At 44.6% G+C, this 14140-nt stretch carries 12 protein-coding genes; 1 reads left to right on the top strand and 11 read right to left on the bottom strand.

From position 1 onward, the window contains the following. Positions 1-56: 56 nt before the first annotated feature. From ACKPCD_RS12960 to ACKPCD_RS13010, 11 genes are all read right to left on the bottom strand, one after another. Positions 57-920 carry a sugar phosphate isomerase/epimerase family protein gene (locus tag ACKPCD_RS12960; RefSeq protein ID WP_321433448.1) on the bottom strand — a complete coding sequence of 288 codons (864 nt, stop codon included), beginning with the start codon at positions 918-920 and terminating at the stop codon, positions 57-59. After that, positions 913-1926, bottom strand: coding sequence for a Gfo/Idh/MocA family protein (locus ACKPCD_RS12965; protein WP_086987862.1), 1014 nt, complete (start codon positions 1924-1926; stop codon positions 913-915). Before ACKPCD_RS12965 ends, ACKPCD_RS12960 begins: the two co-directional genes overlap by 8 nt. Before the next feature lie 19 nt (positions 1927-1945). Continuing rightward, positions 1946-3121, bottom strand: a complete 1176-nt coding sequence (locus tag ACKPCD_RS12970) for a Gfo/Idh/MocA family protein (protein WP_321433449.1) — start codon at positions 3119-3121, stop codon at positions 1946-1948. Positions 3122-3126: 5 nt separating this feature from the next. Then, the gene (locus tag ACKPCD_RS12975; protein WP_068559069.1) at positions 3127-3990 is read right to left on the bottom strand and encodes an AraC family transcriptional regulator; all 864 of its coding nucleotides are present in this window, start codon (positions 3988-3990) and stop codon (positions 3127-3129) included. Positions 3991-4440: 450 nt separating this feature from the next. Further along, positions 4441-6183 carry a glycoside hydrolase family 3 protein gene (locus ACKPCD_RS12980; protein WP_321433450.1) on the bottom strand — a complete coding sequence of 581 codons (1743 nt, stop codon included), beginning with the start codon at positions 6181-6183 and terminating at the stop codon, positions 4441-4443. A gap of 38 nt (positions 6184-6221) precedes the next feature. Next, complete coding sequence (locus ACKPCD_RS12985) at positions 6222-7070, bottom strand: HAD family hydrolase (RefSeq protein WP_068559073.1); 849 nt, start codon at positions 7068-7070, stop codon at positions 6222-6224. 96 nt (positions 7071-7166) lie between these two features. Then, positions 7167-8012: an SDR family oxidoreductase gene (locus tag ACKPCD_RS12990; RefSeq protein WP_086987859.1), complete on the bottom strand. Its 846-nt coding sequence runs from the start codon at positions 8010-8012 to the stop codon at positions 7167-7169. 30 nt (positions 8013-8042) lie between these two features. Then, positions 8043-9092, bottom strand: a complete 1050-nt coding sequence (gene uxuA, locus ACKPCD_RS12995; protein ID WP_068559077.1) for a mannonate dehydratase — start codon at positions 9090-9092, stop codon at positions 8043-8045. A gap of 32 nt (positions 9093-9124) precedes the next feature. Beyond that, the gene (gene uxaC, locus ACKPCD_RS13000; RefSeq protein ID WP_321433451.1) at positions 9125-10540 is read right to left on the bottom strand and encodes a glucuronate isomerase; all 1416 of its coding nucleotides are present in this window, start codon (positions 10538-10540) and stop codon (positions 9125-9127) included. 42 nt (positions 10541-10582) lie between these two features. Beyond that, on the bottom strand, positions 10583-11230 hold the full coding sequence (locus ACKPCD_RS13005) for a bifunctional 2-keto-4-hydroxyglutarate aldolase/2-keto-3-deoxy-6-phosphogluconate aldolase (RefSeq protein ID WP_068559081.1): 648 nt from the start codon (positions 11228-11230) through the stop codon (positions 10583-10585). A gap of 255 nt (positions 11231-11485) precedes the next feature. Next, entirely contained in the window at positions 11486-12259 is a 774-nt protein-coding gene (locus tag ACKPCD_RS13010) for an IclR family transcriptional regulator (protein WP_321433452.1), read from the bottom strand. A 449-nt stretch (positions 12260-12708) separates the two neighbouring features. Between ACKPCD_RS13010 and ACKPCD_RS13015 the strand changes: the two genes are divergently transcribed. Next, positions 12709-14130 carry an MFS transporter gene (locus ACKPCD_RS13015; protein WP_321433453.1) on the top strand — a complete coding sequence of 474 codons (1422 nt, stop codon included), beginning with the start codon at positions 12709-12711 and terminating at the stop codon, positions 14128-14130. Positions 14131-14140 lie beyond the last annotated feature (10 nt).

The raw sequence follows: 14140 nt of genomic DNA on the forward strand, positions 1-14140 counted from the left end.
ATTATTATAGGAAGAAGTCCGAAGAGAATCCTCTCCGAACTTCTTCATCGCTTTTATCAGAACAGGTTTCCGTAGCCCAATTCCAATAGGTGTTCACGGGATATTTTCAAGCTTTCGAACGGATCCACTCCATACGTGTCATCCTGCTCCACTAATAGGTAGCGAGCACCTGATGAGATGCTTTCCTCGATGATTTCTTTCAAAGGTAGGCTGCCTGTTCCCAATTCAGCGAATTGGATTGTATTTGTGAAGTAATCCATAAATTTGGCAAGATCCCCACTATATAAAGCATCGAAGCCATCTTGTGGGATTTCAGCAATACGGTAGTCCTTCAAATGGATCAATTCCACTTTGCCTTTGTAGTCTTTGATGACTTCCAGTGGGTTTGCACCACCGCGTTGCACCCAGTGAACATCCAACTCAAAGCCCAACAATGGCGCTTTTTCGCGAATGATGTCCAGCAGGAATTTACCGTCATATTTGCGGAATTCGATGTGATGGTTATGATAATACAAGGTGATTCCGTCTTCTTTCAGCTTTTGCGTCACTTCATTGACGTCATGGCAGAATTCCAACACTTTATCCAGACTGGCCATCGCGTCGATCGGTAACATGCCGATACGTAACAGGTCCGTTCCCACGGCTTTGCAGTCCGCTACGATTTTATCATAGTGTGTCATCAAAGATTCGCCGTCTTTTACTTGCGGTTTCAAGGAAGCACTCATGGAAGCTACTTCCATGCCGAAATCAGCGGTCGCTTTTTGAATTTCAGCAATGTTCTCAGGCGTTGTCGCCACTTGCGAAATTTCAATCGAATTGTAGCCGATTTCGTGCAGTTTCTTCATTGTTTCATAAGGTCCTACTTCTTCAAAACTCTTTTTGACCGTTGACGCTTGTACACCTATCTTAACTTTAGCCATTTATGATTTCCTCCATTTCGATTGTACGTTTTTCTTTTGATGACAATTTCATTGCATCGATCATCAGCATCGCCGGTAAAGCATCACGGACCGTCACATAGTCATCCGAGTCTGCTTCGATTGCATTGTAGAAACGCTGGATAAGAGCAGAGTGGCTTGGTCCGTAATAAAATTTTGTTCCTTCAATCGGCGTGTCCTGCAGATGCAGTTCTTTTTCACCCGAACTATTCGTGCGGTAAAGACAGTTATCCTTGATCGTGAATTTCGCCTTTTCGGTGATGACCTGCAATTCTACGCTGGAATTCTCGACATAGGCATTGGTCGACATGTAAAATCCGCGCGCGCCGTTCTTGAAGGTGAAATTCGCGACGGCAGTATCCTCGACCTCGATGTCATAGTCCGTGATGTTGGACAGACTGGCTTTGCATCGGTCGATTTCGCCGCCCAAAACCTGCATCAGATCAAGCGTATGGATGGCTTGATTGATGATGGATCCACCGCCGGCAAATTCCATCTGACCGCGCCATGGTTTGATGGTGTAGTAGGTTTCAGGCCGATGCCATGCCACCAAGCCTTTTACCCCCGTCACAGCTCCGACGTTTTCGTCCGCGAGCAATCTTTTGAGTTCCAAAAACGTTTCGTTGTAACGATTTTGGAAACACACGCCGATTTTCTTGCTGCTTTCCTCTGCCAAAGCGAGCGTCTTCAAGCCTTCCTCATAATCCAAAGCCAAAGGTTTTTCCTGGAAAACGTGCACGCCTTTTTCAACACAGAGTTTCGTGACCGGATAATGCAGATAGTGCGGCAAGCAGATATGTACAACATCCAAATCCTCTTTTTCCAACATCGCTTCTACGTCTGTATAAAAAGGTACATCAGGATATTTGGTCTTCAAGGCTTCATTTACGTCGCAAACCGCAACTAATTCACCGTTGTCACTGACGTCGATAGCATATTTGTGGACAGGCGATACATCTCCTAATCCGATTATTGCCGCTCTTAACATCCCTGATCACGTCACTTTCTTATTTTTTTTGTTCGAATTTTCCTTCTTCAGCGATGCGTTTGTTCAATTCAGCCAAATACAGGTCGCCATCCACATTGTAATCCACTTCTTTATCCAACCAAGAGGACAAGTGCATCGCATTCGCCAAGGTCACCCCGTTGATGCCTTCTTCGCCATTGGCCAACAAAGGCTCCCCGTTTACGATATGATCTGCAAAATTATTCAACACAGAAATGTGTTGCAGTCCTTGAGGCGTCACAAATTCTTCTTCAGTGACCTTTACGTAGTCCTCCATGTTGACCTGTCCCATGAAGAGTCTCATGACATCCTGCATGTCCATATTTTCGGACAGTTCAGCTTCCGGAGCAGTCAATTGCTTCACAATCAGTTTTTTCGAATCTTCAACGATGATTTTCCCTTTCGTCCCAAAGATTTCGAAGCGGTCCGTGCCGACGATATCGTTTGTGCAAGTGATGAATGAACCGGTTGCGCCGTTGCCGAAGTCCAAGAGTGCATTCACTTCATTTTCAACAACGATGTTACGGCCTGCGCCATATTGCAGTTTCGCGTAGACTTTTTCAGGCTTTCCGCAGATCCATTGCAGCAGGTCCAATTGGTGAGGAGCTTGGTTCACAAGAACGCCGCCGCCTTCTCCGCCCCAGGTTGCACGCCATGCGCTTTGATTGTAGTAGCCTTGCGGTCTCCACCAAGTTGTGATGATCCAAGTAGCACGCTGCAAGTCGCCGATCGCTTTTTCATCCATCAATTGTTTTACTCTACGGTAAAGTGGGTTTGTACGTTGATTGAAGAAAATCGCAAAAGTAGTTTCTGGGTGTTTTTTCGATGTTTCGATCAAACGCTCCACATCTTTCGTATAAACACCCGCCGGCTTCTCTCCCAATAAGTGGATGCCGCGTTCAAGTGCAGCGATCCCCATCACGCAGTGGTCATAGTGCGGAACAGTCGTTACGATTGCGTTTACAATACCGGATTCCAAAAGGTCCAGGTAATTGTCGAAGAAAGGCAGTCCAGGGAAGTCTTCAGCGACTTTCGCTTTTTTAGCAGGATCGATGTCGCAGACCGCTGCCAACTCGATATTATCGTTCAGGCGTTCATCGTTGTTCTTGAAGAACCCTGCGTACATACCGCCTTCTGCACCATAACCAATAATTCCTAATTTCACTTTTTCTGTCATTTTCATCATTCTCCTTTTTGTATGCTGATTCTATTATTTTTCCTGTAATTACTGGGTGTAGTGCCGATGTTCTGTTTAAAATATCTGCTGAAATGGGCATCGCTTTCAAACCCACATTCGCCGGAAATCATTTTGATCGATTTGGTTGGTTCCATCAATAGTGCCGTGCACGCTTGGGATAACCGGTATCCCATCGCATAAGCCATGATCGTATTTCCTGTGATTTCTTTGAAAGCATGCGACAAATAGGATTTGCTCAAATTAAGGGCAGAGGCGATATCATCGATGTTGAACGAGTCCCGGTAATGCTTAAAAATATATTCCGAAACCTTTTCGGCTATCTGTGTCTTTTCATCGACATAAGCCTGTCCTTTTTCTACGATCTTATCCGTTGAAGAATCTATCATCAGAAGCAACTGGACTAAAGCCAGTTTGCGTTTCGCTTCATTTGCATAGGATTGGTCCAACTGCTGCAAATGATTCATTTCCCGGATAGCATTTTCTAAAAGGAGTTCATTCTTCTTTCGGAAAGTCCGAATGAGGCCGTTACGATTTTCAGTAAAGAAACGCAACAAATAGTCAATGTTCAGATCATTCAGTAAAGGGGTGATCCAGTCGGCATCGAAATGGACGATGCTGCGTTCATAGGCATCCTTGTCTCCAATTACGTAGGCACGGTGAACCGTCATCCCATCCATCATCAGCAAGTCGCCAGGCTGAAGATAATAGATTTTATTACCGACCAGGAACCGACAATTTCCGCCATGGAACAAGAATATTTCATATTGCGGATGTGTATGGAAGTCAAGGGCATATGCTTGTCCTTTGACATGGTATCCGATCAACAATTTTTCAACGATACGTGTCACCTCCCTCTCTTTGACACTTCAAAGTATAAAATAACAGCGTTTACAATTCAATGTCCTGGAATGCTTAGATTATTTAAATCATTGACCAAGAGTGCTTTTTGTTGTTCAAAAAAAACAAAGTCGAGAAAAATTTTCTCGACTTTACTTGGTACATCAGTGTTTTAGGTGATTTGTGAACAAAATGGTACATCGCTTCAATGGTCACGATTCAGATGCTCAAACTCTGAGCTCAGGATTTATCACACACTTTTTAGTTGAACTCTGAATTGCAGAGGGTTCCGCCTAAGTTGACATTACGTCACGGCCAAAAAGCGGCTGTTCTCGTAATGTCCCCTTAGTGCTCACCCTCTAAACGCAATTCATCGTATCCTAGTAGTTGAGTTCTGATTCGCAGATACCGCTCCCGTTTCACACCCAGCGTTCGGGTATCTAAACGCGAATCATCACATCCTATAGTTTTGCTTGCCATTTGTCGGTCCAAACGAGGTCGTTGTGGCCGCCTTTGAATTCGGATTTGCCTTCCAGTTTATCAATGACTTGTTTGATGGTTTCTTCATTGCTGTGGTAAGCATTGACGAATGTCTTCACCATAGTCGCATCATGCAGGTGTGTCGTGAAGTTCAATGATACGAAGGCATGCGGAACTTCCCAAACAAACCAAGGAACTTCATTTGCCATGGCAGTGCTCCATTGGATACGGTAGTTATTTTGTGCTCCGTAGCCAGCGATGTCAGCAACTTCCAAAGCGAAATCAACTTCGTCACGGTATTTCAAAGTTGCGCCTTTAACACGAGAGCCGCGTTCATTTACAGTCACTTCATAGCCACGTTTCGTCAGTTCATCCACGAACAGTTGTTGCGCTTTCGAACCGTTATCCGTGATGCCGCCTTTTTCGCCTTCCAGCATGTAAAGACGGATGCGTTTGTGGTCGACTGGATTGATCGGCAAGTTGTTTTGGGTATCTTTGATCAAAGAGATTCCTTTATCAGCAGCTTCCGCTCTCCATTGCAGATGTTCTTCACAGCCGATGACGTTCAAATCTTCACGCGTGCGCAACAGAGTACCGTTTGCTTGTTTTTCAGGCAAGTGCAATTTAGCTTTCAAGCCCAAGATACGACGCAAAGCATCAGTCAAACGTTCTTCCGTGATGACGCCGTTTTGGTAACCTTTCAGCATGAAGCCGAAGTCCTCTTCGATGTTGTTGAAGAACAGGAACATATCGCAGCCGGCAGCGATCGATTTCGGAACGTAATCTTCACGGCGCATAGCGGACGTCATACCCAACATGTGCGTTGCATCCGTGATGACCAAGCCGTTGAAGCCTAGTTCAGTCTTCAATGCATCTTGGATCAATTCTTCAGCCAATGTTGCAGGCATGATATCTTTGTCTTCCAAAGCAGGGTTCAATTCTTTTTGCAAAGCAGGGACAGCAATGTGTCCTGCCATGATCATTTCAACGCCGCGATCGATATGATTTTGGTACACTTTACCGAATGAAGCGCGCCATTCTTCAGGACTTAATTCATTCACTCCCAAAACCAAATGTTGGTCGCGTTCTTCGGTTCCGTCGCCAGGGAAGTGTTTGATGCACTGGATCACGCCATCTTCCATGTTTTCGCCGTTCTCCGCAGTCAATCCGTCCAAATAAGCATTTGTGTACTTGATGACAGTTTCAGCATCCGTGCCGTAAGCACGCGTATTGACGATTGTGTTTCTCCAATTGTAAAGGATGTCCACACATGGGTCAAAGTTGACGTTGACGCCTAAAGCTTTTTCTTCACGCGCGGAAACCAATCCGGCATGGTAAGAAACCTGAAGGTCGCCTGCAGCTTCAGCCTGGGCACCGGAAGCGATGTATGTGCCTTCACTGCAAGCGCCGTTTCCGCCTGAATCGCAGTTCGCAGCCACCAACAGAGGAATCTTGGACATGGATTGCAATTCGTTCAGTAAATCTTGGATATCTTCTTTTGAGTTGCCGTGGTAGCGTGCGCCACCGATGTGGAATTTTTCAACGATTTCTTGGTTGGTGAAGTCGTTTCCTGAGAAGGCATCATTTCCGAAGAAGAAAAGGTTCGTGAACAATTGCCCTATTTTTTCCTCATCGGTCATGCCGGCGATCGTTTCGTTTACCCAAGCGACCTGTTTGTCGCTCAGATTATATGGTTTTGCTTTTAAATCAACTAATTTTGGCACTGTTTTTCCTCCTGCTAACGTAATTTTTGGAATATAGATTAATCGAATTGAGCCAATAAAGCATGGAATTCTCCAAGCACTTTTGCTTGGTATTCTCCCGCATATTCTTTGTTCAGGAATTTTCCGATCGCTTCATTGCTCAGACGTTCCCAAGAGAACTCTTCTTTGCCGAAGAGGATCGGATAATAGAATACGCCATTTACCGCTGCCGCTTGTTCATCGCCAGGTGCGTCGCCGACCATCAAAATTTCGTCCGCTGCATAACCTTTCGTCAACAAATCAGCGATTGCATCCGCTTTGCTGCCGACTTCTTGTCCGTAAACTACGTCAACTTGCGGCATCAGATTGTGTCTGTTCCATTCGCTGTTCAAAGCTTCGCTGTTGGCAGAACTTACGATTGCGACATCCGTCAAGCCATGGATTTTTGTCAGTCCTTCGAGAACGCCAGGGAACGGTTTGTCTTCTCCAGCCAATTCGGTTTCGATGCCTTCATTGACTTTCTTGCTCCATACCAAAGCTTTTTCCAGATCGGCAGAAGACGCTTTTGCGATTTCCGCTTCAAGGGATGCATTCGATAACGATGGCGCATTGTTTGCCCAATCGGTCAGTGCCGAAATATCACCGATATCTTCGCCTTTTTCCTGTGCTTCGATCAACGTCAAAACCAATGCTTTGAAGCGATTGATGCCGCGTGTGCTTGAAAATAGGTTGATGCGGTTCCAGTCAGCCAAGAAAGTTTCGCGATCTTTGATGCCATACTCATCCGCTGCCAAAGGACCGAAGAAACGTTCATGCTTCACGTTCATCGTATCCATAGCGCAACCGTCGGAATCGACGCAGACTAAGAATTGTTTTTGTTTCGTAAATTGTGTTGGGTGTGTAGACATATTTTTTCTCTCCTAACTTGATATCAAAAAAAAGGACAGATAGAGAAGAACTGTGCAACACATTTCGTTCTATCTGCCCTATTCAATTACCTAAACTTATACGCCTGAATATGCGTTGAAGCCGCCATCGATCGGCAATACTACGCCGTTCACAAAGCTTGCAGCTTTATCGTCAGCCAAGAACAGCAAGCCGCCGATCAATTCATGCGGTTCGCCGAAACGGCCCATTGGTGTGCCGTTCAGGATTTTACCTGTACGAGGAGTTGGTGTGCCATCTTCATTGAACAATAGCGCTTGATTCTGTTTTGAAACCAAGAAACCAGGAGCGATCGCATTGACACGGATACCTACGTGAGCAAAGTGAACAGCCAACCATTCAGTCAAGTTGGAGATAGCAGCTTTTGCGCCTGAGTAAGCAACGATTTTTGTCAATGGTGTGAAACCGTTCATGCTTGAGATGTTGATGATGTTAGCGCCTGGACGGCCAACCATGTCTTTAGCAAAAACTTGTGTAGGCAATACTGTACCCAAGAAGTTCAAGTTGAAGACGAACTCGATACCGCTTTGTTCCAAGTCGAAGAATGTTTTTGTTCCTTCAGGCAAATCAGTTTCATGGTACTCGTTGTCGGTTGTTGCGCGCGGGTTGTTGCCGCCTGCTCCGTTGACCAAGATATCCACTTCACCTAATTCGGCTACGACAGCTTCTTTAGCTGCTTGCAGACTTGGCAATTCCAATACGTTGGCTTTGAACGCTTTAGCGATGCCGCCTTCAGCAACAATTTCATCAGCATAGCCTTGTGCGTTATCCAAGTTTAAGTCCAAAAGAGCTACTTTAGCGCCTGCTCTAGCGAACTCTTTCGCGAAATAAGAGCATAAAACGCCGCCAGCACCTGTTACTACTACTACTTTATCGGTAAAATCATGAACGAATGGACTTGTCATGGTGATTTTCCTTCTTTCTTATTGTTATTGTTATTGTTGAGCTTTCAAGTTTTTCTTAACTGCTTCTTCCAAACCATTCAGGTAAGTTGCGCCTAACGCACGGTCATACAAACCATAACCTGGTTTACCGGTTTCGCCCCAGATCATACGGCCATGGTCCGGACGGATTGCGCCTTCAAAGCCGCCTTCAACACACGCTTTTACTACTTCATACATATCGATGGATCCCATTTCCGACAAGTGAGCAGATTCTTCGAATGAACGTCCGCCGACTAATTTCACGTTACGTGCATGCACGAAGTTCACACGTTTTTTAGCCAACATATCTTTCAAGATTGCTACCGCATCGTTCTTTGGATCTGAAGCGAATGAACCTACGCATAATGTAACGCCGTTGTATTCGCTGTCGTACAATTTGATGAAACGGTTCAAGGCTTCTCCGCCTGTGATGATGCGCGGCAATCCGAAGATGCTGTATGGAGGATCATCAGGGTGAATCGCCATCTTCACGCCGGCTGCCTCAGCTGTAGGCATGATCGCTTTGATGAAGTACTCCAGGTTTTCCCATAGTTTTTCTTCGTCGACTTCTTTGTATTCATCCATTAAAGCGTTCATTTCTTCGGAATTATAACTTTCGTCCCAACCTGGAAGAGAAAGCGTACGTGGGTCCATTTTGTTTACTTCTTCTTCATCGAAGATCAACGCATTTGAACCATCCGGTAATTCGTATGCCAAGTTGGAACGAGTCCAGTCAAAGATCGGCATGAAATTGTAGCATACAACCGGAATTCCTGCTTTACCCAAGTTAGTTAAGGTTTCCTTGTAGGCACTGATGTATTGATCACGATCTGGACGACCCAATTTGATGGATTCGTGAACCGGAACAGATTCAATGACAGAAATGTATAGACCTTCTGCTTCTACGTCCGCTTTCAATTTTTCGATTCTTTCCAATGGCCACGGTTGACCAACCGGGATATCGTAGACTGCAGTCACGATTCCTTTCATGCCAGGAATTTGACGGATATTTTTCAAAGTAACAGGGTCCTCGTGACCGTACCATCTGAATGACATTTCCATTTCAAAAACACTTCCTCTTCTTTTTTTGTTTTTTATTTTTTAAAATCAAAGTATTCTACAGCGTTGTTGTAGCTGATGTTCGTGATCAGTTTTTCCAATAGCTTGGCATCATTCGGTATTTCTCCACGTTCCACGAGATCACCGATGAAATCGCAAAGGATACGGCGGAAATACTCATGACGCGTATAGGAGATGAAACTTCTTGAATCCGTCAGCATGCCGACGAAATTCATCAACAAACCTGCTTCGGATAAGGATTTCAATTGTTTCAGCATGCCGTACTTGGTGTCGTTGAACCACCAACCGGAACCCATCTGAACTTTGCTCTTGATGCCTTTATCGTTCGCTTGGAAGTTCGTGATTGCCGTTCCCACCAAGTCGAAATAAGTAGGGTCAAGGTTGTAAGCAATGAATTTAGGCAATTCATTCGTCAGGTCCATTGCACCAAGCAGGTTGTTCAAAGCATAGGATACGTTTGGTTGATCCTGGATGGAATCGAAGCCGGCATCCGCGCCTAATTTTGCAAACATGCGTTTGTTGTTGTTTCGGATAGCGCCGAAGTGCAATTGCATCACGAAGTCTTTGGCCGCATAGATTTTGCCCAGTTCCACCAACAAGCGTGTTTGGTATTTTGCGTATTCCGCTTCAGAAATGCTGTCACCAGCGATTGCTTTGGCGTAGATGGCTTCAATTTCTTCATCCGTGGCTTCAGCATAGTAGATTTGGGACAGGCCGTGGTCGGAAACGTTCGAACCATGATCCGCAAAATATTGGATCCGCTCTTCCATTCCTTCCAACAACTCAGCGAATGTCGCCATTTCCTTGCCGGTCGCCTCTTGCATTTTTCTGATGAACCCAGCAAACTTGGCTGCGTCCTGGATAGCGAAAGCTTCATCCGGACGGAAACCAGGAACGACTGCTACATCAAATGTCTCGTCTTCAGCGATTGCCTTGTGCCATTCCAACGTATCCGTAGGGTTGTCTGTCGTGCAAATGAAGGTGACTTTGGAATTTTTGATCAATTTACGCGCTGTAAGTTTTTCTTCCTTCAACACGCGGTTGCATTCCGCATAGATTTCCTTCCAGTTTGCGCTGGTAAGTGTTTCTTCTATATGGAAATACTTTTTCAATTCCAAGGCTGTCCAGTGGAACAACGGGTTCCCTACCGCATTTTCAGCCGTGTAGGCCCAAGCTTCAAATTTTTCTTCAGGGGAAGCACTACCGGTGATCTTTTCTTCCGGAATTCCCATTGCACGCATCGCGCGCCATTTATAATGATCTCCGCCCAACCATAGTTCGGTAATGTTTTCGAATTCATAATCTTCAGCGATCTGCTGTGGGACCAAATGGCAGTGGTAATCGAAGATGGGCATGTTTTCCGCATACTCGTGATAAAGTTTTTTGGCTGTTTCGGACTGTAACATAAAGTCGTCATGAATAAATGACATGTGAAGAAATCCCCTTCCGAGCTTTATTTTGAATATTATTGATTATTGCGCTTTGATTTCTGCCAAACGATCAGCAAATTCTTTAGCTGCAGCTGTTACACTGGCATAGCCGCCTTCTTTTAGGTTTCGTGTCAAGGCACTGCCGACACCGACTGACCAAGCTCCGTTTGCAATCCATTTGTCCATGTTCTCAATGCTTACGCCACCTGAAGGCATCACGTCAACCCAAGGAATAGGACCATGAACGTCTTTGATGAATCCAGGACCCAACAAACCACCCGGGAACAGCTTCACTACTTCGCAGCCAGTTTCCAAAGCCATCTGAATTTCTGTTACAGAACCGCATCCAGGCAAGTATGGAACAGTGTATAGGTTGCACATTCTTGAAATCTTTTCATTGAAGGAAGGGCTTACGATAAATTTTGCTCCGTTCATGATCGAAATTCTTGCAGCGACTTCATCCAAAACTGTACCTGCACCTACAACCATATCCGTACCTGCGAATTCATCGGACAGTTTACGCATAACGTTCTCAGCACCAGGTGTCGAAAAAGTCACCTCGATGTTCTTGATGCCTCCTTGATAAGCTGCTTTTGAAATCTCATAACCTGCTTCCTCGGAAGCTCCGCGCACTACTGCAAACAGGTAATTTTCTTGTAATTGAGCCAGGGTATCTCTCTTGACGCTCATTTGTCATCCTCCATTCGTGGTTTCGCATTGTGGAACTCAGTATCATAACTCGAGTTCATTATAGAATTTACCATCTTTTATGTCAACGAAATTCCATCAGAAATATAAAAATGAATGATAAATTGTGAAAAATTTGTGGCATACTGTTGAATACCTCCAAAAGAAAGAGAGTCTGACAAAAAAAACTCCCCATAAACCGCATTTATCATGCGTTTCGTGGGGAGTTCCGCTATATCGGCTTGAGATCGGAAAAGATCAAAAGTGACCGAGCAACTGTGAAATTTTTGTGGAATATTCCAAAATTTTTCCTGTATAGAATTCTTTATCAACCATGTCAGACAAGGGCAAGGATATGCTGATTGCACCTGCAGCAACTTCCCTAGCGCTCGAAAAGGCTGCAGCGATACAGACGATTCCTTCTTCAAACTCCTCATCATCGAGGGCATAACCATTCCTTCTGATTTCATCCAGTTCACTGATGAGATCTTCGTAAGTGGTAATCGTACGCCCGGTTTTTTGTTCCGGAACGATACTGTCCCAATATTCTCGGACGGCAGCGTTTTGACGGGTGCTCAAGAGCGCTTTCCCGACAGCGGTGCAATAAAGCGGCGCTTTTGTACCGATCTTTGATTGCATCCGTACACCGCGGGATTCACCATATTTATCGATATACAGCACTTCATCATTGTCCTCCACAACCAGATGCACGGTCTGCCTCGTATCATCCGACAATTGGCGGATCATGCTTTTAGCGACATTCAAGAAGTCGATGTTGTGGACACGCTTGTTTCCGAGATGGAACATCTTCAAGGAAATGCGATACTGTTTCGTATCAGGGTTGCGATCGATATAGCCGTTTTCCATTAAGGAATTCACCAAGCGATGCGTCGTTGCCTTGTGCAGATGGACTTTTTCGCTCAATTCCATCAGACTTAGACTAGGATGGTCTGCCAACGTTTCCAAAATAGCCAAAGCGCGGTCAATTGATTGTACTTTTGGACTTGTGTTTACTGCTTCTTTTTGTACCATTATTTTGCTCATCCTTTTCCGTTTTTAGTCTTATATTTCTTGAATTATTTGGATAATCATTCATTTTTATACGCTTTAGATCAAAAAAATACATTTTCATTCACCAAACGGGTAAACGTTTCACATTGTGATATTATAGCAAAAAAAATATAGCCTGATAACCCCCTTGAGCGGAATTATTTGTAAAATGTTTCCGTTTCCGCACTGAATCGAAACAATCCCCTGAATAAATCTCAAAAAAATAAAAATTCGTTTCATATTTGTTTACATTTCACTAAATCAAACATTTTTTTAATATTTACTCCACTCCTTTGACTTGTATACGTTTTCTGAATATACTAATATCAGATTACGAAAAGCAGTCTTACATTCTGATACATCACTCGCGCTATTATTTTCGTCCTTATGTTCAAAATATTAATTTTTTTTATGGGAGGTATCTTCTAAAAATGGCTAAGAATCATATAATCCACACAGCCAAACGTCCATTCGGATTCCGTGATATACTCGGATATTTTATGGGCGACTTCGGTTGCAACATGAGTTTCACGTTAATTTCCAGCTATATGTTCATTTTCTACACACAGTATATCGGGATTTCATTGGCTCACTACTCCATCATCATTCTGATTACGAAGATTTTTGATGGCATCAACGATCCAATTATCGGCGCTATCGTTGATCGGATGGGCGCAGATAAAAAGGGTGAAAAATTCAAACAATGGATTCTGCGAGGCTCTCCATTCCTTGCACTGGCAGCAACGGTCATCTTCATAGATGCGGCTGATTGGTCTTATGCCGCAAAACTCGGCTTGTGTATCGGTGGGTACATCTTATGGGATTTGACCTATACAGTCGTTAACGTACCTTACGGCGCTTTGAGTTCCGTCATGACTTCCAAGCCTTCCCAACGGGCTGCTTTATCCAACGCGCGTTCGTGGGGATACATCATCGCCGGCGTTCCACTAGGAATCCTGATTCCCTTGTTCGCCTATGAACAAGTCACGAAAAATGGTCAGACAGCCAGTATCTTTCGAGGCGAAAGAATGTTTCCGATCGCTATCATCCTGAGCATCATTTCGATTGTTGCCTTTGCGTTACTTTATCTGAATACGGAGGAACGTATCCAGCACACAGAAAGTGAAGGCGAAAAGGTTAAATTCAATTATTTCATAACATTAAAAGACTTTTTCCGCAATCGTGCGATTTTGGGTATTTCTCTTGCCTCTATCGCTCAGATCCTATTCATAATGGGCGGTAACCAATTGCATCAATTGACTTATCAGATGTACTTCCGAGACGGAACCTTGAGTTCTTACGCCATCCTGACTCAAATTATTCCACTATTCGTTGGTACAGCTCTCGGTGGATCTTTGGTAGGCAAACTGGGGAAAAAAGAATTGTCGACTTGGCCATTACTGGGAGCCATCGCTGTTTATGCCTTTCTTTATCTGGTCGAAATCAAAAACCCGATTCTTTGGATCACGATGCAGATCATCGCAAACAGCTTCGCCTTCGGTTTGGCGATCTACACTTGGGGGATGGTTGCGGATGCAATCGACTACCAAGAATGGAAGACCGGCATCCGAAATGAAGGTTCTGTGTACGCAACTTACTCTATGCTGCGTAAGATCGCACAGGGCTTCGGCCAGTCGTTCATTCCTGCAGCCATTGCTATCTTGATTCCGACACTGGATGTGAAAGATGCCTTCACCTGGACCTCAGAAAACGCGTTGGCCTTACGCGATATGGCTGTTCTATTCCCGTTGATCGGTTACATTATCATCTTCATCTGCTTCAAGTTCATCTTCAACTTGGACAGAAAAACAGTTGCAGAGATGCAAGTCGCTTTAGGCCGTGACGAAGAGTAATCACTCAGCA

The sequence above is a fragment of the Trichococcus flocculiformis genome (assembly GCF_963662535.1).
In the GTDB taxonomy this organism is placed as follows: domain Bacteria; phylum Bacillota; class Bacilli; order Lactobacillales; family Aerococcaceae; genus Trichococcus; species Trichococcus flocculiformis.

Bases quoted from the DNA above. Each gene is read 5' to 3' on its own strand.
- ACKPCD_RS12965 (WP_086987862.1), bottom strand. From the start codon at position 1,926: ATGTTAAGAGCGGCAATAATCGGATTAGGAGATGTATCGCCTGTCCAC.
- ACKPCD_RS13010 (WP_321433452.1), bottom strand. From the start codon at position 12,259: ATGGTACAAAAAGAAGCAGTAAACACAAGTCCAAAAGTACAATCAATT.
- ACKPCD_RS12990 (WP_086987859.1), bottom strand. From the start codon at position 8,012: ATGACAAGTCCATTCGTTCATGATTTTACCGATAAAGTAGTAGTAGTA.
- uxuA (WP_068559077.1), bottom strand. From the start codon at position 9,092: ATGGAAATGTCATTCAGATGGTACGGTCACGAGGACCCTGTTACTTTG.
- ACKPCD_RS12960 (WP_321433448.1), bottom strand. From the start codon at position 920: ATGGCTAAAGTTAAGATAGGTGTACAAGCGTCAACGGTCAAAAAGAGT.
- ACKPCD_RS12985 (WP_068559073.1), bottom strand. From the start codon at position 7,070: ATGTCTACACACCCAACACAATTTACGAAACAAAAACAATTCTTAGTC.
- uxaC (WP_321433451.1), bottom strand. From the start codon at position 10,540: ATGTCATTTATTCATGACGACTTTATGTTACAGTCCGAAACAGCCAAA.
- ACKPCD_RS13015 (WP_321433453.1), top strand. From the start codon at position 12,709: ATGGCTAAGAATCATATAATCCACACAGCCAAACGTCCATTCGGATTC.
- ACKPCD_RS13005 (WP_068559081.1), bottom strand. From the start codon at position 11,230: ATGAGCGTCAAGAGAGATACCCTGGCTCAATTACAAGAAAATTACCTG.
- ACKPCD_RS12970 (WP_321433449.1), bottom strand. From the start codon at position 3,121: ATGACAGAAAAAGTGAAATTAGGAATTATTGGTTATGGTGCAGAAGGC.